The 21,535-nt window shown below is 68.1% G+C and carries 17 protein-coding genes; 13 read left to right on the top strand and 4 right to left on the bottom strand.

Going from position 1 to position 21,535, the window contains the following annotated elements; all coding sequences use genetic code 11:
• Nucleotides 1-137: 137 nt before the first annotated feature.
• On the top strand, nucleotides 138-1,343 hold the full coding sequence (gene hmpA / locus BW991_RS15665; RefSeq protein ID WP_076603049.1) for an NO-inducible flavohemoprotein: 1,206 nt from the start codon (nucleotides 138-140) through the stop codon (nucleotides 1,341-1,343).
• A gap of 173 nt (nucleotides 1,344-1,516) precedes the next feature.
• On the opposite strand, the gene BW991_RS15660 is transcribed toward hmpA, so the two are convergent.
• Entirely contained in the window at nucleotides 1,517-2,347 is an 831-nt protein-coding gene (locus BW991_RS15660) for an alpha/beta hydrolase (RefSeq protein ID WP_076603048.1), read from the bottom strand.
• 464 nt (nucleotides 2,348-2,811) lie between these two features.
• Between BW991_RS15660 and BW991_RS15655 the strand changes: the two genes are divergently transcribed.
• A complete protein-coding gene (locus tag BW991_RS15655) occupies nucleotides 2,812-3,840 on the top strand; it encodes a c-type cytochrome (RefSeq protein ID WP_076603047.1) in 1,029 nt (342 codons plus the stop codon).
• Nucleotides 3,841-3,984: 144 nt separating this feature from the next.
• The gene (locus BW991_RS15650) at nucleotides 3,985-4,578 is read left to right on the top strand and encodes an HD domain-containing protein (protein ID WP_076603046.1); all 594 of its coding nucleotides are present in this window, start codon (nucleotides 3,985-3,987) and stop codon (nucleotides 4,576-4,578) included.
• Nucleotides 4,579-4,587: 9 nt separating this feature from the next.
• Here the strand turns inward: BW991_RS15650 and BW991_RS15645 are convergent, their stop codons facing one another.
• Complete coding sequence (locus BW991_RS15645) at nucleotides 4,588-6,450, bottom strand: potassium transporter Kup (protein WP_076603045.1); 1,863 nt, start codon at nucleotides 6,448-6,450, stop codon at nucleotides 4,588-4,590.
• A 212-nt stretch (nucleotides 6,451-6,662) separates the two neighbouring features.
• Between BW991_RS15645 and BW991_RS15640 the strand changes: the two genes are divergently transcribed.
• On the top strand, nucleotides 6,663-8,711 hold the full coding sequence (locus BW991_RS15640; RefSeq protein WP_244551719.1) for a TonB-dependent receptor plug domain-containing protein: 2,049 nt from the start codon (nucleotides 6,663-6,665) through the stop codon (nucleotides 8,709-8,711).
• Between the two features lie 31 nt (nucleotides 8,712-8,742).
• Here BW991_RS15640 and rocF read toward each other — a convergent pair whose 3' ends face one another.
• Complete coding sequence (gene rocF, locus BW991_RS15635) at nucleotides 8,743-9,684, bottom strand: arginase (protein ID WP_076603044.1); 942 nt, start codon at nucleotides 9,682-9,684, stop codon at nucleotides 8,743-8,745.
• 427 nt (nucleotides 9,685-10,111) lie between these two features.
• Here rocF and BW991_RS15630 point away from each other — a divergent pair, with 427 nt between their 5' ends.
• The gene (locus tag BW991_RS15630; RefSeq protein ID WP_076603043.1) at nucleotides 10,112-11,017 is read left to right on the top strand and encodes a DMT family transporter; all 906 of its coding nucleotides are present in this window, start codon (nucleotides 10,112-10,114) and stop codon (nucleotides 11,015-11,017) included.
• Between the two features lie 12 nt (nucleotides 11,018-11,029).
• Here BW991_RS15630 and BW991_RS15625 read toward each other — a convergent pair whose 3' ends face one another.
• Nucleotides 11,030-12,628 (bottom strand): sigma-54-dependent Fis family transcriptional regulator, encoded by a 1,599-nt coding sequence (locus tag BW991_RS15625; RefSeq protein ID WP_076603042.1) that lies wholly within the window; start codon nucleotides 12,626-12,628, stop codon nucleotides 11,030-11,032.
• A 319-nt stretch (nucleotides 12,629-12,947) separates the two neighbouring features.
• Between BW991_RS15625 and adh the strand changes: the two genes are divergently transcribed.
• The 8 genes from adh (at nucleotide 12,948) to BW991_RS15585 (ending at nucleotide 21,481) form a co-directional block, all read left to right on the top strand.
• The gene (gene adh, locus BW991_RS15620; RefSeq protein ID WP_076603041.1) at nucleotides 12,948-14,468 is read left to right on the top strand and encodes an aldehyde dehydrogenase; all 1,521 of its coding nucleotides are present in this window, start codon (nucleotides 12,948-12,950) and stop codon (nucleotides 14,466-14,468) included.
• A 573-nt stretch (nucleotides 14,469-15,041) separates the two neighbouring features.
• Entirely contained in the window at nucleotides 15,042-16,034 is a 993-nt protein-coding gene (locus BW991_RS15615; RefSeq protein ID WP_076603040.1) for an ABC transporter substrate-binding protein, read from the top strand.
• 62 nt (nucleotides 16,035-16,096) lie between these two features.
• Complete coding sequence (locus BW991_RS15610; protein WP_244551718.1) at nucleotides 16,097-16,855, top strand: ABC transporter permease; 759 nt, start codon at nucleotides 16,097-16,099, stop codon at nucleotides 16,853-16,855.
• A complete protein-coding gene (locus BW991_RS15605; RefSeq protein WP_076603038.1) occupies nucleotides 16,856-17,629 on the top strand; it encodes an ABC transporter ATP-binding protein in 774 nt (257 codons plus the stop codon).
• A gap of 4 nt (nucleotides 17,630-17,633) precedes the next feature.
• Nucleotides 17,634-18,422 carry an ABC transporter ATP-binding protein gene (locus tag BW991_RS15600; protein WP_076603037.1) on the top strand — a complete coding sequence of 263 codons (789 nt, stop codon included), beginning with the start codon at nucleotides 17,634-17,636 and terminating at the stop codon, nucleotides 18,420-18,422.
• A gap of 56 nt (nucleotides 18,423-18,478) precedes the next feature.
• Nucleotides 18,479-19,456, top strand: a complete 978-nt coding sequence (locus BW991_RS15595) for a PQQ-dependent catabolism-associated beta-propeller protein (protein ID WP_483188941.1) — start codon at nucleotides 18,479-18,481, stop codon at nucleotides 19,454-19,456.
• A gap of 18 nt (nucleotides 19,457-19,474) precedes the next feature.
• Nucleotides 19,475-20,656, top strand: coding sequence for an ABC transporter substrate-binding protein (locus BW991_RS15590; RefSeq protein ID WP_076603135.1), 1,182 nt, complete (start codon nucleotides 19,475-19,477; stop codon nucleotides 20,654-20,656).
• 12 nt (nucleotides 20,657-20,668) lie between these two features.
• Nucleotides 20,669-21,481, top strand: a complete 813-nt coding sequence (locus BW991_RS15585) for an ABC transporter permease (RefSeq protein WP_076603036.1) — start codon at nucleotides 20,669-20,671, stop codon at nucleotides 21,479-21,481.
• The last annotated feature ends 54 nt before the right edge of the window (nucleotides 21,482-21,535 follow it).

Raw genomic sequence — 21,535 nt, 5'->3', positions numbered from 1 at the left:
GGTTTCTCGCGCCGCCTGGCGGTTCGGCGTGACTGTCCCATTCGACTGCTTCACGCCCTTGCAGTCGCCCGGACATGCGTGTACGCTCGCGGCTGAAAAGATGCAAATAATATGACTCTTATAGGAATGACCCCCCGATGGCATCAAGACGTACCGTCGAACTCGTCCACGCAACCGTTCCCGCGCTGCAGGCTCACGGCCTCGCGCTGACGACGCATTTCTACGATCGGCTATTCGCGCACGAGCCGGAGCTGAAGAACATCTTCAATCTCGGCAACCAGGCCGGCGGTCGACAGCAACAGGCGCTCGCGCAGGCCGTGCTCGCCTACGCGCAGAACATCGAAAACCCGGCGGCACTGGCGCCGGTTGCGTCGCGCATCGCACACAAGCACGCGAGCATCGGCATCCGGGCCGAGCATTATCCGATCGTCGGCTGCCACCTGCTCGCGTCGATCCGCGAAGTCCTCGGCGCTGCAGCGACCGACGAGATCGTCGCCGCCTGGGCCGAGGCCTATGGCGAGCTCGCCGACGTGTTGATCGCTGCCGAAGCGGAACTCTATCGCGCGGCGGCCGCGGCCCCCGGCGGCTGGGATGGCTGGCGCGAATTCGCCGTCGCGCGCAAGGAGCGCGAGAGCGAGCTCATCACCTCCTTCTACCTCCGCCCGGCCGACGGCGGCGCGCTGCCGCCCTTCGTGCCGGGGCAGTTCGTCAGCCTCGTGCTGTACATCCCCGAGCTCGGCCACGAGCAGATCCGCCAGTACAGCCTGTCCGAAGCGCCCAACACCGGCTATTTCCGCATCTCCGTCAAACGCGAGGGCCTGGATCCGCAGGGCGTCGTGTCGAATCGCCTGCACGACGCGGTGAATGCGGGCGACCGCGTCCGACTGTCGCCACCCTATGGCGACTTCTATCTCGACGAGGAGCGGACCACGCCCGTCGTGCTGGTCAGCGGCGGCGTCGGTCTTACGCCGATGATCAGCATGCTGAATGCGCTTGCGCAGACGAAGCGGCGCGCGGTCTTCGTCCACGGCGCGCGCAACGGCCGCGTGCACGCGCTCAAGGGACACGTCGAGCAGCTCGCGGCCGAGCATGCGCATGTCGAGCATGTCGTGTTCTACGATGCTCCGGACGCGGCGGACGTCGCCGGGCGCGACTACCACTTCGAGGGCGTCGTCGATCTCGAACGCGTGCGCGACCGGGTCGAGCTCGCCGATGCCGACTACTACCTGTGCGGCCCGCTGCCCTTCATGCTGAAACAGCGCGACACGCTGCTCTCGTGGGGCGTGCCGGCAGGACGCGTGCACTACGAAGTCTTCGGGCCCGACCAGATCGTCAGCGCCTGAGGGCCGGCGCCGTTGGAGGCTGCGGCCGGGATGGCCGCCGATCACTTTCGCAAACGATCGCAGGCGGATTGACCCGCCCTCCGCTGCGGGGCCGGGAGCCGCGAGCCGTCGTCGGTCACCCTGCCTGCGCGCGGCGCCTCCTGGCGCTGCACGGCGGACGATCCGGCAACGGGTCAGCGATCCTCCCCGAGCAGAAACGCCACGACCGCATTCCACCAGCGGTCGTCGACGTGCTCGACCCAGTCATTGTGGTCGGCCGCCGGCACGACGATCCGGCGTTTCGGACCCGTCAGTCCCTCGTACAGCGCAGCGCCGAAGCGCGCGGGCACGATGCTGTCCCGTTCCGCGACGACGACCAGCACCGGGCGGTCGAATGATGTGAGGTGAGCGGCGCTGTCGTAGCGGTCATGCAGCAGCCATCGCACGGGCAGCCACGGAAAGTGGAAGGTGGCGACGTTTTCGAGCCTGTCCCACGGCGTGACGAGCAGCAGGCTCGCGAGCCTGTCGCGCTGGCGCTCGGCGACCGCCGCGACGACGCCGGCGCCCAGCGATTCCCCGACAAGGAGCAGCGGCGCCCCGTACAGGCGATGGGCCAGCGCCACGGTCGCGTCGGCGTCATCGACCAGTGCTCGTTCGCCGGGCTCGCCGTCGCGCGGGCCGTAGCCGGGATATTCCGCGAGGATCACGCGCAGGCCGAGTCGTGTGAGCGCCGCGGCGTAATACCCGCGGTGGCCGGCGTGGCCCGCATTGCCGTGGAAGACGACCGCGGTGCCGCGCACGGGGCCGGCCGGTTCGGCGACGAGCCCGCGGAAGTCATCCGGCGTCGGCCATGCACGCAGCGGCCCCGAGACCAGCGCCTCCAGCGGCGCCTTGTCAGGGTAGTAGAGCGACTGGTCCTGGAACATGGTGACCCCCGCGAGCATGAGGATGAAGGCGATCGTCAGCCGCAGCATCACTCTGGCAAGCGGCGCGGCGGGGGCGGGGTCGGCGACGAGCCGGTCCATTCGGTCATCTCCGGTTTGTCCATCGGCATTCACCCGCATGTGCAGCCTTGGAACACATTGTCGCGCGGCTGGCGGGGCGATTCAAATGCCGCGGCCCGATCGGTACAGGCGAACTCGACGCCCGCGCTACACTGAAAATGCGTTTCGCATGACATCTGCGGGCACGCAGGTCGAGGATGCGGTACTTCGGCCGGACGCGTGCCCCGCGCGCGCGTCGGGCACATCCCGCGTGCCGCCCCGATCGACATATGACGCCAGTGCGTCGGCGGACGGAGTCGTCGTCACGGTGCGAGACCGGTTCTGTAGCCTTTCTGGTGATGTTCATCCATAGGGAGATTGATCTAGCGAAACAGACGCTCATACCAATTCCTGGGTAAATGCCGTCCGTCTATTGTGCAAACCAAGGAAGCGGGATCCGGAAACGACGGTTCCCTCCTGGATGACCAATCGGGACGGAGGCAACGATGAGTGCGAAACTGAATGTATTGGCGGTGGCTCTGGTCGCAGCCGCGGGATCTTCGATTGCGGCCGAGCCGGCCCAGCCGGCTCCGGCCGCAGCGGCGCCCGCAGCGGCCGCGCCTGCCGCACCGGCGGCGTATCCGTGGGTCGTGCCGGACGTCGACAAGCTGCCGAACGACAAGTACGGGCAGATGGTGCGCATGGGCCGGGATCTCGTGCTGAAGACCTATCAGTACATCGGACCCGAGGTTGCCGATCCCGCCAAGCGCTTTGCGGGCAACAATCTCGGCTGCACGACCTGTCACCTCGACGGCGGCGCGAAAAAGGACGGCAACGGCTTCGTCGGCACCTACGTCGGCTATCCCGCCTACAAGGCGCGCGAGGACTCGGTGCAGACGATCGAGGAACGCATCAACGGCTGCATGGAGCGGTCGATGAACGGGCGCCGGCTGCCGCTCGACAGCGTCGAGATGAAGGCGATGACGACCTACATGCGCTTCATGTCGACGAACGTGCCGGTCGGTGCCAACGTGGCCGGCCTGGGGCTGCCGAAGCCGGGCAAGTTCCCGGACCGTCCGGCCGACCCGGTGCAGGGCAAGCAGGTGTATGACCAGTTCTGTGTCGCCTGCCACGGCCCGGAAGGCCAGGGCGTGCGCGTGGGACAGGCCGGCGATGCGCAAGGCTACGTGAATCCGCCGCTGTGGGGGCCGGACAGCTACAACGACGGCGCCGGCATGAACCGCGTGATCATGGCGGCGCGCTTCATCCGCAACAACATGCCCAAGGGCGTGACGGCGGAGGCGCCGGTCCTCACCGACGAGCAGGCGTTCGACGTGGCGGCCTTCATCAACAGCCAGCCGCGCCCGAAGAAGGCGGGTCTGGAGGCGGACTTCCCGGCGCGCATCAACAAGGTCGTCGATGCGCACTTCCCGCCGTACCGCGAAGGCTTCACCGCCGAGCAGCACAAGTTCGGGCCCTTCAAGCCGATCATCGACGCGATGAACAAGGAGGTCGCGGCGGCGAAGAAGAAGTGACGGCGCGCGGGCCGCTGTGACCAGACAGGACCGGGAGCGGAGGCATCCGGTCCTTTCATTTTGTGCGCTTCGGGCGGAGACGAAGGGAAGCTGCGGGCTCTGGTAGACTTTCCGGCCCCGCAGCCTCACCGAGTCCGCAGCACCGTGAACGTATCCGACCTGCAACGGCAACTGGCCTTCCTGAAGGAAATCGACCGGCTCAAGAGCATCGTCCGGCTGTCGCCGCTGATCGACCGCTCGCGGCGCGAGAACAGCGCCGAGCATTCCTGGCACCTCGCGCTCTACGCGCTGGTGCTCGCCGGGCATGCCGCCGGCGAGGTCGACGTGGTGCGCGTCGTGAAGATGCTGCTGATCCACGACATCGTCGAGATCGACGCGGGCGACGTGCCCTTCCACATGCCGTCGACGCACGCCGGCCAGGCCGAGCGGGAAAGGCTGGCCGCCGAGCGCATTTTCGGCCTGCTGCCCGACGCCCAGGCGGCCGAATTCCGCGAGCTGTGGTTCGAGTTCGAGGCGGCCGAGAGCGATGATGCGAGATTCGCCAAGGCGCTCGACCGTTTCCAGCCGATGCTGCACAACGCCGCCACCGACGGCGGCACCTGGGTCGAATGCGAGGTCACCCTCGAGCAGGTCGAGGCGCGCTGCCGCCCGCCCATCGAGCGCGGCGCGCCGGCGCTGTGGGCGGTGGCGGCGCAGCTCGCGGAAGAGCACTTCCGCGAACGGCCGCAGGAGCCGTAAGGACGGCCGCTAGATCACGAGCTGCGTGCCGAGTTCGACGACGCGATTGTTCGGGATGCGGAAGAAGTCCGTCGCGCTCGTCGCATTCTTCGTCATGAACGCGAACAGACGTGCGCGCCACGGTGCGATGCGGCTGCGGCTCAGGCGCGGGATCACCGTTTCGCGCGACAGGTAGAAGGTCGTCTCCATCATGTCGAAGGGTTCGCCGAAGCGGCTGCAGTGGTCCAGCGCGCTCGGGATGTCCGGGTCTTCCATGAAGCCGTAGCGCAGGATCACGCGGATGAAGCCCTGCTTCAGGTGATGGAGGTAGATGCGGTCCAGCTCACTGACGTAGGGGGTGTCGGCGGTCTGCACCGTGACCAGCACGACGCGTTCGTGCATCACCTGGTTGTGCTTGAGATTGTGCAGCAGCGCGGCGGGCACGCCGTCCTTCGCGCTGGTCATGAACACGGCGGTGCCGTGAACGCGATGCACGCTGCCGATCATGGCCATGAAATCGTTCATCGACAGGCCCTGCTTGGCGATCTCCTCCTGCACGATGCCGCGTCCGCGGCGCCAGGTCGTCAGCACCGTGAAGGATACGAGCCCCATCGCGATCGGGAACCATCCGCCCTGCGGGATCTTGATCGCGTTGGCGGCGAAGAAGGCGATGTCGACCGCCAGCAGCGAGCCGGCGACGAGGGCGACGAGCAGGCGATTCCAGCGCCACAGCAGGACCATCACGAAGGCGATGAGCACGGTGTCGATCATCATCGTGCCGGTGACGGCGATGCCGTATGCGGCGGCCAGGTTCGAGGAACTCTGGAATCCCAGCACCAGCGCGACCACGGCGAGGTAGAGCGTCCAGTTGGTGAAGGGCACGTAGATCTGCCCCTCTTCCTGGCCCGAGGTGTGCACGATCAGCATGCGCGGCAGCAGGCCCATCTGCACGGCCTGGCGCGCCACCGAGAAGGCGCCCGAGATCACTGCCTGCGATGCGATCACGGTGGCGAGCGTCGCGAGGATCAACATGGGAATCATGGCCCACGACGGTCCGAGGTGGAAGAAGGGATTCTCGATCGATGCCGGCTCGTTCAGCAGCAGCGCGCCCTGGCCGAAGTAGTTGAGCACCAGCGCCGGCATCACGAAGGCGAACCACGCGAGGCGGATCGGGAAGGGGCCGAAATGACCCATGTCGGTGTAGAGCGCCTCGCCGCCGGTCACCGCGAGCACGACCGCGCCGAGGGCGAGGAAGGCGAGCGCGGTGTGGTTGCCGATGAAGCCGAGCGCGTACATCGGGTTCAGGGCCGCGAGCACTTCCGGATGGCGGATGATTTCGTTGAGGCCCAGCACCGCCAGCACCGCGAACCAGCCGACCATGACCGGGCCGAAGAACAGGCCGACGGCGCCGGTGCCGCGGCGCTGGATCATGAACAGCGCCGTGAGGATCGTCACCGTGATGGGCACGACGAAGGATTGCAGCTCCGGCGCGACGATGCCCAGGCCCTCGACCGCCGACAGCACCGAGATGGCTGGCGTGATCATGCTGTCGCCGTAGAACAGCGCCGCCGCGAACACCCCCAGCATCGACACGACCCAGGTGAGCCGCCGGCTCTTCGCCTTGTCGACGATCAGCGCGAGCAGCGCCAGCGAGCCGCCTTCACCGCGGTTGTCCGCCCGCATGATGATCAGCACGTACTTGAGCGTCACCAGCACCATGATCGACCAGAACACCATCGACAGGATGCCGAGGATGTTTTCGGGGGTGACGGGAATGGGATGGTGGCCGTTGAAGATTTCCTTCAGGGCGTAGAGCGGACTCGTGCCGATGTCGCCGAACACCACGCCGATCGCGCCGACCGTGAGGGCCGGCAATGCCTTGCGCGAATGCATGCGCTATATCCTGTGTTGTTGTTTTGGGTGCAGCGGGGCGCATTGTAAGGTCACAAGGGGCAAGGTGGCGCACCGGTGGCTCGCGGGCGGCTGCGTTGCCCGCATCCGCATGTCGAAACGGGAGTCGCGCCGGTGCGGTCGGGATTGACGCACTGCAGCGACACCTTCGATACTCATGCACTTCGAGTCGCGGCCGCGGGAGTCGTGTGCAGGTGAATACAAGAAAGATCGGCAGCGGCGGGGCGTCCGTCCTGGCAGTGGCGGCAGCGCTTGTCGGTGCCCCGGCGGCGGCGGACGATAATCTCTTCTTCAGTGAATTGCCCGTCGTGGCGAGCGTGAGCCGGCTGCCGCAGCGGCAGGTGGACGCGCCGACGGCGGTCACCGTGATCGACCGCGAGACGATCAAGGCCGCGGGCGTGCGCGCGCTCAACGACGTGTTCCGCCTCGTGCCGGGCTTCCAGACTTTTCCGCACAACACCGATCCGGCGCGGGTGACCTATCACGGCATCACCGACGAGGATTTCTCGCCGCGGGTGCAGGTGCTGGTGGATGGCCGCTCGCTGCATTCGCCGCTGTTCCGCAGCGGCGTCAACTGGGCGCTGATGCCGGTCGCGCTCGAGGACATCGAACGCATCGAGGTCGTGCGCGGGTCGAACACCACCTCCTATGGCACGAATGCCTTCCTCGGCGTGATCAACATCGTCACCGTCGATCCTGCGCTGGTGCGCGGCGTCTCGGTGGCGGCCAACCACGGCAGCCAGGGGGTGCGCGACTACACGTTGCGCGGCGGCGCGCGGCTGGGCGAGGAAGGCGAGTTTCGCGTGACCTATCAGCAGCTCGACGACGACGGGCTGGAGGACCAGTACGACTGGATCGACAGCTTCCGCTCGCGCCTGCTGGACCTGCGCGCGACCTGGCGCCTCGGCGTGCGCGACGAACTCGACCTGCACGCGGGCCGGATCGAGGGCGTGATGACTTTCGGGCGCCTGGACAAGGACTTCGTGAACCGCAGCGGCGAGCTGTTCCGCAGCGATCCGGAGAATCCGATCCGCGATTTCGATCAGTCGAGCAACTGGCTGCAGCTTCGCTGGCTGCGAACCTTGTCCGAGGGCTCCGATTTCTCGCTGCGCTATGCCTACTCGGCCGACGAGGCGAGCGACGAATACGTCGATCCCGGTCTTCCGGCAGGTTTTGCGCGTATCGACGAGTCCGGTGATCGCGGCCACCGCAGCGAGGTCGAGGCGCAGCACACCTTCTCGCCCTTCGACAGGACGCGGCTCGTGTGGGGGGCGAGCTGGCGGCAGGACACGCTGCGCTCGAAGAGTATGCTGTACGGGCAGAACAAGGTGTCGCGCGACGTCAGCCGCGCCTTCGCGAACGCGGAGTGGGCGCCCGTGGCATGGTTCACGGGAAACCTGGGTTTCTCGTCCGAATACGATTCGCTCGCCGGCAACAACGTGTCGTCGCGCGCGAGCGGCGGCTTTCACCTGAACGCCGAGAATACCGTCCGCGCCGGCTACACGCGGGCGTGGCGCACGGCCAGCATTCTCGACTACCGCGCGAACTTGCGCAGCAGCGCCACGCGCGCCGTGTTCACGGGAACGCGCAATCTGCCGGCCGAGAGCCTGGACAGCTGGGAAGTCGGTTACCTCGGCGACTGGAAGGACTGGCGCATGAGCCTGGACGTTCGGGGCTTCCGCGAACGCGTGGGCGACCGCCTCTTCCTGATCGACCCGAACGTGCGCGACCGGCTGGGCGACCAGGTGATGCCGATCCAGGATATCCGCATCGATGGTGTCGAATACCAGTGGAAGTGGCAGCCGCTGGAGGCGACGCGCCTGATGGTGTCGCAGAGCTTCATCCGCATCGACAGCGACTACTCGGGTGGCGCGCTCACGCCAACGAGCAACCTGGTGACCCGCCGCGGCCGCAAGGAACTGGTCGATGCGTTCGCCGAGGAATCCGCGCCGCGGCGCGCCTCCTCGCTGCTGTGGATGCAGAAGCTGCCGTACGGCCTGGAAGGCTCCGTGGCGCGATACTGGGTCGATCCGATGCGATGGACGCGCAACACCTCGGTCGGGGGCTACGTGCGCACCGACGCGCGCCTGGGCTACCCGTTCCGCATCGCGAGGCAGGGCGGCGAAGTGGCGTACACGGTGCAGTCGCTCGACGGCGACCACGGCGAGTTCAAGTCCAACGGCAGTCCGGCCGACCGTGTCGTCGGCCGTCGCCACTGGGTGTCGCTGCGGCTCGACTTCTGAGCGCGGCCGCGCGCCGGAGCGTGCCGCCGGTTCAGCGGTTGCCGCGCGTCTGCCGGTGCATGCGCATCAGCGTGCTCTTGCCGAACAGGCTCTCGACGAGATCGACGGCCAGTTCGGCGGTCATGTTGCGGTGGTCGAGCGCGGGGTTGAGTTCGACGATGTCGAGCGAGGCGAACTGCTCGGTGTCGGCGATCATCTCCATGCACAGCTCGGCCTCGCGGTAGGTCGGGCCGCCGCGCACGGTGGTGCCGACGCCCGGCGCGATGGTCGGATCGAGGAAGTCGACATCCAGGCTGACGTGCAGGTGCGTGTTCTCGTCCACGCCGGCGAGCGCCTGTTCCATCACCGCGCGCATGCCGACTTCGTCGATGTAGCGCATGTCGAAGACTTCGACCCCGAGTTCGCACAGGAAGCGTTTTTCGCCCTCGTCGACGCTGCGGATGCCGATCTGGCGGATCTCGGCCGGGCGCATCGCCGGGATATGGCCGCCGATGCGCGTCAGCACTTCCGGGCCGTGGCCGCACAGGCAGGCGACGGGCATGCCGTGGATGTTGCCGGAAGGCGTCATTGTCGCGGTGTTGAGGTCGGCGTGCGCATCGAACCACAACACGCGCAGCTTCTTGCCGACGCTGCGGCAATGGCGCGCGACGGCGCTGATGGACCCGATCGCGAGGCAGTGGTCGCCGCCCATCATCACCGGCAGGCGTCCGGCGCACAGTTCGGCATACACCGCCTCGTGCAGGATCTCGTTCCACTGTGCCACCTCCTGCAGGTGACGGAAGCCGTCGACCGCAGGCAGGTTTGGATTCGCCGGGCCAACGAGGTTGCCGCAGTCGCGCACGTCGGCACCGAAGGCCGCGATCGCCGCGTGAATCTCGGCCACGCGCAGGGCCTCCGGGCCCATGCTGGCGCCGCGCGTGCCGGCGCCTACGTCGGTGGGAACGCCAATCAGGCTTACGTTCAGAATCGTCATGGTGTCGGTTTACCCCCAGTGCGCGCGCCGCAGTCCGCGGTGCGAAGGTTCGGTTCGACCCCGCGCGACGGGATGTGGTTCGTCGGGCAGGGCGGAAGGCGTCGCGGGACCTGGTCGGTGCCGTTGCGCAGGGCCGAACTTTGAAGGATGCGTCGCTCAAACAGAATGGTCAATTTTGTATCGAAATGCTATGGCTCTGACGAAATGGCAGAGTTGAATGGCGATCTGCACAAAATCCAGCGTGCGCTCTCTCCAGCGATGCCCGCCGCTCGGGTATAAAGGCGCCTCGGCCGGTCCGGGACATCCCCCCGGCGGGAGCATTGTCGGCGGGCGGGAAGCGTTCGTCGACCTTTCCTGCCTCGGGATCCGCCCGGATGGTGGCCGGATCGGCAGCCACGTCGAACATGATCGCATCGGGAGCAGGTGAATGAAGCGCGCGCAGGCCAATGGCCTCCTGTTGGTTGCAGCACTGATCTGGGGGACGGCCTTCGTCGCCCAGCAGGCGGGCATGCGCGACGTCGGTCCGTTCACCTTCACCGGTGTGCGCTTCCTGTTCGGCGCCGTGGTGATCCTGCCGCTGGTCGCGCGCGAGCTACGCCGGCTCGGGCGGCGCGGCGTGTGGCTGGATGGCCGCGATCTGGCGGGCGGGCTGCTGCTCGGCGTGGTGCTCTTCCTCGGTGCGGCATTCCAGCAGATCGGCATCGCCGGCACCACCGTGAGCAACGCCGGCTTTCTCACCGCGCTGTACGTGCCGTTGGTGCCCGTCGCGAGTGCGCTGCTGTTGCGCGAACGCCTGCACTGGTCGGTGTGGCCGGCGAGCGCGGGCTGCCTCGGCGGTACCTTCCTGCTAGGCGGCGGCAGCCTCTCGGCGCTGTCGACGGGCGATCTGTGGGTGATCGCGAGCGCGCTGTTCTGGGCCGCGCACGTGATGATGGTCGGGCGGGTGGCCGCACGCCACGGCGCCCCGATCACGATCGCGTGCCTGCAGTTCCTGATGTGCGGCGTGCTGGGCATGGCCAGCGGGGGAGCGCTGGAGGTCGTGAGCATCGATGCGCTGGAGCGCGCGCTGCCGTCGATCGCCTACGCCGGCATCCTCTCGGTGGGGTTGGGGTTCACGCTGCAGGTGGTCGCGCAGCGGCATACCCTGGCCGCCGACGCGGCGATCCTGCTGAGCTGCGAGACGCTGTTCGCGGCGATCGCGGCGCGCATCTTCGTCGGCGAGGTACTCACGCCGATGCAGCTGCTGGGCGGCGCGCTGATCTTCGCGTGCGTGATGGCGATCCAGTTGCTGCCGCTCGTCCGCGCGCGCAACGAGGCGGCGCAGCCGGCCTGATCCCGCGGAAGGTCAGGCGGCGTTCTCGAACAGTTCCGGCGGGATGTCCTCGGGGCACAGCTGGCTGGCCTCGTCTCCCATCAGGGCGAGCATCAGGCGCAGCTGGTTGCGCAGCTCGCGCAGGTTGCCCGGCCAGCGGTGGCGGTGCAGTAGCGCAAGTGCGTCGGGGCACACGTAGATCGGTCGCCCGGCGGCGGCCTCGCGCACGAAATGGCGCACGAGTTCGTCGAAATCGTCACGCTCGCGCAGCGGCGGCAGGCTGATGATCCGGCCGCCCGCCGCCTCGAAATTGCGCAGGTCGAGTCGCCCTTCGCGGCGCAGTTCGGCGAGCGGCCGCCGTGCCGCACCGATCACGCGGGCGCGGCTGCCGTCGTGGGCGTCGAAGAGTCGCGCCTGCAGCGTCGTGGGTAGTGCGTCGATCTCCACAAGGAACAGGATGCCGTTGGCCGCCTGCGTCCAGGCGCGGTCGAGTTCCGCCTCCGCGGCTTCTCCGCTGGGCAGGACCGTGCAGTCGATGCCGATCAGCGGTGCGTCCGCGGTCGGCTTGTGGTCTTCATGGAACGCGCGCACCAGATGCGCCTTGCCGGTTCCCATCTCGCCCTCGATCAGCAGCGGAGTGTTTTCCGCCGCGCAGCTGTGCAGCGTTTCGACGATGCGCGCCATGCGCCCGTCGCCGTGACCGATCGCGCCCAGGCGGGAATCGTCGTGGCGCGCCGTTCCGCTGCGAGGTCCCGTTTCGGGGGGGCGCCGCGAACGCAGCTTGGCGCGGGCGATGAGGGTGCGTCCCTTGAGGTCGTAGAGCGGAAAGGGCGCGTCGGGCGCCTGCGCTGCCCAGCCGACCAGGCTGCCCCAGGGTGTCGCAAAACAGGCTTCATAGGCTGCTGCGGGGCGGCGCGCGTCCAGGCCGAGCAGTCCGCGTGCCTTGCGATTGCTCGCGACGAGCCGGCCGCCTTCGTCGAACACGACGAGCGCATGCAGGGGGTCCGACAGCGCATCGCGGCGCGTGTGGAAGTGCAGGGTGAGGAAACCGTCGTCCAGCGTTTCCAGCAGGCGGTGTTCGATCAGCTCGGCCGTCGTGCGCAGCAGCGCTTCGGCATGGGTCAGGTTCTCGTGCGCGTCCGACGACACGTCGAGGATGCCCAGCATGCCGCCCGTCGGGGCGAGGATGGGCGTCGCGACGCAGGTGAGGATGCGATTGCGCGTGAGGTAGTGCTGGTCGCCCTGCACCGTGACGACGGTTCCGGTGTGCAGCGCCGTGCCGATCGCGTTCGTGCCCATCACGGCCTCGCTCCAGTCGACGCCGGGCCGCAGTGCGACGCGGGTCGCGCGGTCGAGGAAGTCCGTGTGGCCCAGCGCGCTGAGGATCATGCCCTGGCGGTCGGCCAGCAGCACCGTCGACGACGGGCTGCCGATCTGGCGGTACAGGCCTTCGATCATCGGGCGCGAGAAGGCCAGCAGGCGGTTGTTTGCCGCGATCCGGTCCGTGAGTTCGCCCGGCGCGAGCGCCGTGTCATTGAGCGGTTCGTCGGGCCGCAGCCCGTGCTCGCGGCTGCGTTGCCACGATGCGACGAGCGTTTCCGGCCGGGACAGGGGGGGTGAAGCTTCCATCATGGGGAGCGATGAAGCATGAATCATTCCGACGGCGTCGAACCGCACTTGCAAAGGGGTTTTTGCAGAAACGGAGGGCGCAGGAGCCGGCTGCGTTGTCACGCATCGGAACAGGTGTTGCCTTGTAGAGCAGCCGGGAGCAGTGCCGGATTGCGGCGCGTCCGGTTGCGAGAATCTCCGTGACTGTCGTGCAAGTGTATGTTTGGAAAGCGAAATATTTTTCGCGGGAGGATGGTGGCGCTTGCTGGCACGCGCCCTGCGGAAGGGATGGCGACGCGAGACAGCGTTTCGACCAATCAACACACTTCTGGAGACGAGTTCAATGATCTACGAGATGCCCGGCAAGGCAGGCGCCAAGGTCCAGTTCAAGAGCCGCTACGACAACTTCATCGGCGGCAAGTGGGTGGCGCCGGTACGCGGCCAGTATTTCGAAAACCTCACGCCGATTTCGGGCCGGCCGTTCTGCCAGGTCGCCCGCTCGACCGAGGAAGACATCAATCTCGCCCTCGATGCTGCCCACGCCGCAGCCGACAAGTGGGGCCGCACCTCGGCGGCCGATCGCGCCAACATCCTGCTCAAGATCGCCGACCGCCTCGAAGCCAACCTCGAAATGCTGGCCTACGCCGAGACCGTCGACAACGGCAAGGCGATCCGCGAAACCCTGAACGCCGACATTCCGCTGACGATCGACCATTTCCGCTACTTCGCCGGCTGCCTGCGTGCTCAGGAAGGCGGCATCAGCGAGATCGACGAACACACCGTCGCGTACCACTTCCATGAGCCGCTCGGCGTCGTCGGCCAGATCATTCCGTGGAATTTCCCGATCCTGATGGCGGCGTGGAAGCTCGCCCCGGCCATCGGCGCCGGCAACTGCGTGGTGCTGAAGCCCGCCGAATCGACCCCGGTCAGCATCCTGGTGCTGGTCGAACTGATCGCCGACCTGCTGCCCCCGGGCGTGCTCAACGTCGTCAATGGTTTCGGTCGCGAAGCCGGCATGCCGCTGGCCACCAGCAAGCGCATCGCCAAGATCGCCTTCACCGGCTCCACCGCCACCGGCCGGGTCATCGCCCAGGCCGCCGCGCAGAACCTCATTCCCGCGACGCTGGAACTCGGCGGCAAGTCGCCCAACATCTTCTTCGAGGACATCGCCGCGGCCGACGACGCCCTCTTCGACAAGGCGGTCGAAGGCATGGTGCTGTTCGCCTTCAACCAGGGCGAAGTGTGCACCTGCCCGTCGCGCGCGCTGATCCAGGAGTCGATCTACGACAAGTTCATGGAGCGCGTGCTGGCGCGCGTCAAGGCGATCAAGCAGGGCAGCCCGCTCGATACCGCGTCGATGATGGGTGCGCAGGCCTCGACCGACCAGATGAACAAGATCCTGTCCTACCTCGACGTGGGCAAGCAGGAAGGCGCCGAACTGCTGATCGGCGGCGACCGCGCCCGTCTCGGCGGCGAGCTGGCCGAGGGCTATTACATCCAGCCGACCCTGTTCAAGGGCCACAACAAGATGCGCATCTTCCAGGAAGAGATCTTCGGGCCGGTGCTGGCCGTGACGACCTTCAAGGACGAAGCGGAAGCGCTCGAGATCGCCAACGACACCCCGTACGGTCTCGGTGCCGGCGTGTGGTCGCGCGACGGCAGCACGGCCTACCGCATGGGCCGCGCCATCAAGGCCGGCCGCGTATGGACCAACTGCTACCACGCCTACCCGGCCCACGCCACCTTCGGCGGCTACAAGGAGTCCGGCATCGGCCGCGAGACGCACAAGATGATGCTCGACCACTACCAGCAGACCAAGAACCTGCTGGTGAGCTACAGCCCCAACGCGCTCGGTTTCTTCTGAGCGCGTTACCAGGGCCTCGCGCTCGGTTTCTTCTGAGCGCGTTACCAGCCCTCGCGCTCGGCTTCTTCTGAGCGCGGAGGCGGCCGGGCGCAGCATTTCGGCGCCCGCTGCGCTCATGTTGTTCTTCTCTCCCTCTCCTCCGTCCACAGCGGAAGAGCTTCACGGGCGGCCAAGGCCGCCCGTTTTTTTTTGCGTCGTGACGGCAAGGGGGCGAATCGTGATTCGACGCGTCCTGGCCACGGAAGGCGCGGGAGGTTCTCGCTCGAAGGTCCGGAGGGACTGACTTTCCTGACGCGCGCCTGTTCACGGACGAGGAACTTGCGCTCCTCGCAAACGAGGGCTGATCATGCGCTATGCTCAAGGCGGGTGATCGATCCGCCTGAAGTGCCCGCGATGCGCCGTTTTCCGGGGTTGTGTTCCGATATGGAGCAACTGTTCCATATCGGAGCAGGCGGGGCGCGGCGAGGCGGTTCGCAGCCGCGCGGGAGGGCTGGATCGAATCCTGCATTGGAAACACGACCGTCCCCGGCTCGATCCGGCGGGCGCTGACACAAGAACGATGGAGACACATCAATGCTGCGACCGTTTGCGCGCGCGTGCCTGGTGGCGGCTGCGCTCCTTGCCTGCCTGATCGCGCCGGTGCGCGCGGCCGATCCCGTGCCGATCCGCATCGGCGTGCTGCAGTACGGCACGGTGAGCTGGGAGCTCGAGGTGATGAAGCGGCAGGGCTACGCCGAGCGCGAGGGGGTGCGCATCGAGGTCGTGCCGCTCGCGCAGAAGGACGCCGCGAACGTCGCGCTGCAGGGCGGAGCGGTGGACCTGATCGTGAACGACTGGATCTGGGTCGCACGCCAGCGCGCCGAGGGGCGCGACTTCGCCTTCGTGCCGTATTCGCGCGCGGTGGGCGGCATCATGGTGCGCCCGGATGCGAATGTGCGCTCGCTCGCCGACCTGCGCGGCCAGCGCCTGGGTGTCGCCGGCGGTGCGCTGGACAAGAGCTGGCTGCTGTTGCGCGCGTATTCGCGCAAGACCCTCGGCGAGGACGCCGCGACGCTCGTGAAGCCGGATTTCGGCGCGCCGCCGCTGTTGAACGCCTTGATGCTGAAGGGCGAGCTCCCGGCGGTGATGAACTTCTGGCATTTCGCGGCGCGGCTGCGTGCGGCCGGGATGCGCGAGCTCCTTTCCCTCGATGACGTCCTCAAGGGGCTCGGCGTCGAAGGCGAATTGCCGATGATCGGCTGGGTTTTCCGTGAGGACTGGGCGGCGAAGAACCGTGTGGCGTTCGAAGGCTTCCTGCGCGCCGGCGCCCAGGCGCGCCGCCACATGCAAAGCTCGGATGCGGTGTGGGAGGAGCTGCGTCCGCTCACGCGCGCCGAGGACGACGCGACGCTCGCCGCGCTGCGCGACGGCTTCCGCGCCGGCATCCCCGGCGAGGACATCGCGCAGGCCGAACGCACCGCGCGGCGCGTGTTTGCGATCCTCGCGCAGGAAGGCGGTGCCGAACTCGTCGGCAGTGCCACCGCACTGCCGGCGGGCACTTTCTGGCGTGTGGGCGCCCCGCGCTGATGAAGGCCGGTGTCGATGACTCCGCGCCCTGGCCGCAGCCGGCCGTGCCCGTCCGGCGCGCGATGAAACGCAACGGCCCGCAGGGCGAAGGTTGGTTGCGCGCGGCCTCGCTCGCCGCCTTCCTGCTGCTGTGGCAGCTCGCCGCATGGCTCTTCGCCAGCCAGACGCTGCCCACCCCGGCCACCGTATTCGCGCGCATCGCCGCCGAAACCGCCTCGCTCGCGTTGCCGACGCATCTGGCCATCACGCTCGCGCGCGTCGTGGTCGCCTTCGGGCTGGCGATGGCCCTCGGCGCCGCGATCGGCATCGCGATGGGGCGCTGGCGCCGTCTCGATGCGCTCCTCGACGGCTGGCTCGTGCTCGGGCTCAATATCCCCGCGCTCGTCACCATCATCCTGTGCTACGTGTGGTTCGGGCTGAACGACGCCGCCGCGATCGTCGCCGTCGCCCTGAACAAGATCCCGACGGTGGTCGTCACCGTGCGTGAAGGCGCGCGCGCGGTCGACGCCCGCCTGATGCAGGTTGCCCACGCCTATCGGCTGCCGCGGCTGCGCACCTTCGCCCGCGTCTATCTGCCCCAGCTCGTCCCCTACCTGATGGCCGCAGCGCGCTCGGGGCTGTCGCTGATCTGGAAGATCGTGCTCGTGGTCGAACTCCTCGGCCGCAGCAATGGCGTCGGCTTCCAGCTCAACATGTTCTTCCAGCTCTTCGACATTACCGGCATCCTCGCCTACACGCTCGTGTTTGCCGCCGTCGTGCTCGTCGTCGAAGCGGCCGTCCTGCGTCCGCTCGAGCGACGCCTCACGCGCTGGAGATCCTGAATGCTCGACATCGTCATCGACCGCAAGACCTACCCCGACCGCGCCGGGGCCCCGCATCTGGCGCTCGCCGGGTTGCACCTCGAGGCCGCCCCCGGTGAGTTCGTGTGCGTCGTTGGCCCCTCGGGCTGCGGCAAGAGCACGCTGCTCAACGTCGTCGGCGGGCTCGACCGCGACGTCGACGGCCGCGTGCGCCTTGGCGGCGCCCCGTTCGCCGACTCCACGCACGACATCGGCTTCATGTTCCAGGAGCCGCGCCTGATGCCCTGGCTCACGGTGCTCGACAACGTGCTCCTCGTCACCGACGCGAGCCCCGCGGCACAGCGGCGCGCGCGCGACCTCCTCGCCGCGATGGGCCTGGCCGACGTGCTCGACGCCTACCCCGGGCGCCTGTCGGGCGGCATGCAGCGGCGTGTCGCCCTCGCACGCGCCTTCGTCATCGAACCGAAGCTCCTGCTGATGGACGAGCCCTTCGTCTCGCTCGACGTGCCCACCGCCAACCGCCTGCGCGCGATGCTGGTCGAACAGTGGCAGCGCTCGGGCGCGACCGTGCTCTTCGTCACCCACGACCTGCGCGAAGCGCTCGCGCTCGCCGACCGCATCTGCTTCCTCTCGGCCGCCCCCGGGCGCGTCGTGCTCGAGCTTCCCCTTACCCTCGCGCGCCCGCGCGCCCCCGACGATGCAGCCGTGCAGGCGCTGCACGCCGAGCTGCTTGCCCGGCACCCCGAGCTCCTCGCCGGGCTCACCAGCGAACCGCACGAGCCCCAGGATGAATGAGCGCATGAACACTGCCGTCGACGCATCCCCCCGCACCCGCGATTCGGCGCAGGCGGGCGCCGCGCTCGAGCTCGCCGACGTGCGCAAGGCCTACGGCACGCGCGAGGCGCTGCGTGGCGTCACGCTCAAGGTCGACCGCGGCGAGTTCGTCGCGCTGCTCGGACCCAACGGTGCGGGCAAGAGCACGCTGTTCCAGCTCCTGACCGGCCTCTTCAACGCCGACTCCGGGCGGCTCGCCGTGTGCGGCCACGACATCCGCAAGGCCCCGGTCGCGGCGCTCGCGCACCTCGGGGTCGTGTTCCAGCAGAGCACGCTCGACCTCGATCTCGGCGTCGCCGCGAACCTCAAGTTCCACGCCGCGCTGCACGGTCTCGGGGGGCGACACGCGCGCGACCGCGTCGCCGACGCCCTCGGTCGCCTTGGCCTCACCGAGCGCGCGGGGGACCCCGTGCGCGAACTCTCCGGCGGCAACCGCCGCAAGGTCGAGCTGGCGCGCGCCCTGGTGCATGAGCCCGCGGTGCTGCTGATGGACGAGGCCACGGTCGGCCTCGATCCGGCCTCCCGCCGCCAGCTCCTCGACGAAGTGCTGGCGCTGCGCGCGCGCGGCGTCGCCGTGCTGTGGGCGACCCATCTCGTCGATGAGGCGGAGGCCGCCGACCGCGTCGTCGTGCTCCATCGCGGCCAGATCCTCGCCGAAGGCCGGCCGCAGGCACTCGCCGATCAGGCCGGCACCGCGACCCTCGCCGACGCCTTCCTGCAGATGACCGGCGGTGGCGGCGAGCGCAGCGACTGAACGCCTTCAAACCAAAAAGAACAGTTCCGGAAATCCGACCCCGACAGGAGACCCGCTTGATTCCCCGCACCCGACTCATCGCCGCCTGCATCTTCATGCTCGCCGCGGGCGCCGCCGCTGCCAAGGGCACCGGCTACGTGTTCGTCAGCAGCGAGAACGACCACGCCGTGACCGTGTTCGACAGCAAGAGCTGGCAGGTCGTCAAATCCATCCCCACCGGCCAGCGTCCGCGCGACATGCGCCTGTCGCCCGATCGCAGCCAGCTCTACGTGATCGCCAGCAAGGCCGACCGCGTCGACGTCATCGACATCGCCCAGCTCAAGGTCACCCACAGCATCCCCGTCGGCGAGGACCCCGAGATGTTCGACCTCTCGCCCGACGGCAAGCGGCTCTACGTTTCGAACGAGGAGGGCGCGCAGGTGTCGGTGATCGACGTCGCGACGAAAAAGCCCGTCGCCCGCATCGAGGTCGGCGAGGAGCCCGAGGGCGTGCGCCTGTCGCCCGACGGCAAGCGCGTGTATGCGACCTCGGAGGTCGCGAACATGGTGCACGTCATCGACGCCGCGACGCACAAGATCCTCGCCAACGTCGTCGTCGCCAACCGCCCGCGCCGCTTCGCGATGACGCCGGACGGCGCCGAGGTGTGGGTCACCTCCGAGCTCGGCGGCAAGGTCACCGTGCTCGACGGCGCCACCAGCGCCGTCAAGGCCACGATCGCCTTCACCCCCAAGGGCTTCCGCGCCGACGACGTCACCCCGGTCGGCATCGCGATGACGGGCGACGGCAAGACCGCCTACGTCACGCTCGGGCGCGCCAATCACATCGCGGTGGTCGACGTCGCGAGCCGCAAGGTGCAGGACTACGTGCTGGTGGGCAACCGCGCGTGGGGCGCGAGCCTCAACCGCGACGGCAGCCTGCTCTTCGTTGCCAACGGCCTGTCCGACGACATCTCGGTCGTCGACACCAAGACCCGCAAGGTGCTGCGCTCGGTGCCGGTCGGGCGCGTGCCGCACACCGTCGTGATCGACGACTGAGGGGGACTGTCCATGCGCATCAGCCTCGGACTTCTCCTGCGCGCCACGCTCGGCAGCTTTGCCGCGCTCGTGGCCGCGTCCGCGTTTGCCGCCACGAATGTGCGTATCGCCCATCTGGAACTCGAAACCGATTCCCGTTACGACGAGACGAAACTCTTCTTCCGCGGCCTCGCCCAGCCCCTCGGGCGGCCCTTCGCCGGCGCGGAAGTCGCGCTGCGCGAGGCGCGTTTCGTCGGTCAGGCGGTGGGCGCCGAATTCGCGCTCGAACGCGTCACCGGCGCGGATGCGAAGGCGCTGCTCGCCGCGATCGACAGGCTCAACAAGGAAGGGGTGCGCTACTTCCTCCTCGATGCCCCCGGCGCCGTCGTCGCCGAAGTCGCCAAAGCCGTGCGAGGGAAGGAACTCCTGCTCTTCAACGTCTCCGCGCCGGACGACGCGCTACGCCAGGCGCAATGCCAGCCCAACCTGCTGCATACGCTGCCGAACGACGCGATGCGCATGGATGCGCTCGCGCAGTACCTGGTATCGAAGAAGTGGCGCAACGTGCTGATGCTCGAAGGTCCGCGTCCCGAGGACAAGCTCGTCGCCGACGCCTTCGACCGCGCCGCCAAGCGCTTCGGCCTGAAGCTCGTCGAGCGCCGCCCCTTCGTGCTCAGCAACGACCCGCGCCAGCGCGACCAGGGCAACGTCGCGCTGCTCACGGCCGGCAGTGAGCACGACGTCGTCTTCGTCGCCGACAGCGACGGCGAGTTCGCGCGCAGCGTCCCTTACCGCACGGTGCGTCCGCGCCCGGTCGTCGGCGGCGAAGGCCTCGCCGCGGCCGCGTGGTCGTGGGCGTGGGAGCGTCACGGCGCGCCGCAACTCAACAGTCGCCTCGAGAAGCACGCCGGCCGCAAGATGGCCGACCCCGACTGGGCCGCGTGGATGGCGGTGAAGGCGGTCGTCGAAGCGGTCGTGCGCACGCAGAACGCCCCCTTCGGCACGGTCGCGAAATACCTCAAGGGCGAGGAGATCGCGCTCGACGGCTTCAAAGGCAATCGTCTCGGTTTCCGCGCCTGGGACAACCAGCTGCGCCAGCCCGTGCTGCTCGCGACCCACAACGCAGTGATCGAGCGCGCGCCGATCGCGGGCTTCCTGCACCCGACCAACAACATGGACACCCTCGGCTTCGACCAGCGCGACAGCCGCTGTGCGTTCTGACAGGCACGACCGATGAGACTCTCCCACGCATGGCTCGCGCTGCAGGCGATCGCCGGCCGCGAGATCGCCAAGTTCGTGCGCCAGGGCGGCCGCTTCGCCTCGGCGCTGGTGCGCCCGCTCCTGTGGCTGGTCGTCTTCGCGGCGGGCTTCCAGAACGTCTTCGGGGTGTCGATCATCCCGCCCTACGACACCTACATCCCGTACCAGGTGTACATCGTGCCGGGGCTGCTGGGCATGGTGCTGCTCTTCAACGGCATGCAGTCCTCGCTCGCGATGGTGTACGACCGCGAGATGGGCATGATGCGGCTGCTGCTGACCGCGCCGCTGCCGCGCAGCTTCCTCCTCTTCGCCAAGCTCCTTGCGGGCACCTTGCTGTCGGTGCTGCAGGCCTACGTCTTTCTCGTCATCGCCTGGTTGTTCGACGTCGAGGTGCCGTGGGCCGGCTGGCTCACCGCGCTGCCGGTGATCGTGCTCGCGGGGATGATGCTCGGCGCGCTGGGCCTGCTGCTGTCGGTACAGGTGCGCCAGCTCGAGAACTTCGCCGGCACGATGAACTTCGTGATCTTCCCGATGTTCTTCGTCTCGCCCGCGCTCTATCCGCTGTGGAAACTCGAGGAATCGGGCGCAGCGGTCGTGCATGCGGTCGCGCAGTGGAACCCCTTCACCCACGCCGTCGAGGCGATCCGCTTCGCCCTCTACGGCCAGCTCGCCGCCACCTCGCTGGCGATCGTGGCTGGCTGCCTTGCCGTGTTCTTCACGCTTGCGGTGCGCGGCTACGATCCGCAGCGCGGGATGCTCAGACGGACGGGCGGCAAGCCTGCCTGACCTGCTCCTGTCACACCATGGAGCAGGTGCTCCATAACGGAACAACAGAGGCAA

This window comes from Aromatoleum tolulyticum (genome assembly GCF_900156155.1).
GTDB classification, from domain to species: domain Bacteria; phylum Pseudomonadota; class Gammaproteobacteria; order Burkholderiales; family Rhodocyclaceae; genus Aromatoleum; species Aromatoleum tolulyticum.
This window is presented reverse-complemented; position numbering and strand designations above follow the sequence as displayed.

Coding starts and splice junctions, on each gene's coding strand:
- hmpA (WP_076603049.1), top strand. CDS start 138: ATGGCATCAAGACGTACCGTCGAACTCGTCCACGCAACCGTTCCCGCG.
- BW991_RS15660 (WP_076603048.1), bottom strand. CDS start 2,347: ATGGACCGGCTCGTCGCCGACCCCGCCCCCGCCGCGCCGCTTGCCAGA.
- BW991_RS15655 (WP_076603047.1), top strand. CDS start 2,812: ATGAGTGCGAAACTGAATGTATTGGCGGTGGCTCTGGTCGCAGCCGCG.
- BW991_RS15645 (WP_076603045.1), bottom strand. CDS start 6,450: ATGCATTCGCGCAAGGCATTGCCGGCCCTCACGGTCGGCGCGATCGGC.
- rocF (WP_076603044.1), bottom strand. CDS start 9,684: ATGACGATTCTGAACGTAAGCCTGATTGGCGTTCCCACCGACGTAGGC.
- BW991_RS15630 (WP_076603043.1), top strand. CDS start 10,112: ATGAAGCGCGCGCAGGCCAATGGCCTCCTGTTGGTTGCAGCACTGATC.
- BW991_RS15625 (WP_076603042.1), bottom strand. CDS start 12,628: ATGATGGAAGCTTCACCCCCCCTGTCCCGGCCGGAAACGCTCGTCGCA.
- adh (WP_076603041.1), top strand. CDS start 12,948: ATGATCTACGAGATGCCCGGCAAGGCAGGCGCCAAGGTCCAGTTCAAG.
- BW991_RS15615 (WP_076603040.1), top strand. CDS start 15,042: ATGCTGCGACCGTTTGCGCGCGCGTGCCTGGTGGCGGCTGCGCTCCTT.
- BW991_RS15610 (WP_244551718.1), top strand. CDS start 16,097: ATGAAACGCAACGGCCCGCAGGGCGAAGGTTGGTTGCGCGCGGCCTCG.
- BW991_RS15605 (WP_076603038.1), top strand. CDS start 16,856: ATGCTCGACATCGTCATCGACCGCAAGACCTACCCCGACCGCGCCGGG.
- BW991_RS15600 (WP_076603037.1), top strand. CDS start 17,634: ATGAACACTGCCGTCGACGCATCCCCCCGCACCCGCGATTCGGCGCAG.
- BW991_RS15585 (WP_076603036.1), top strand. CDS start 20,669: ATGAGACTCTCCCACGCATGGCTCGCGCTGCAGGCGATCGCCGGCCGC.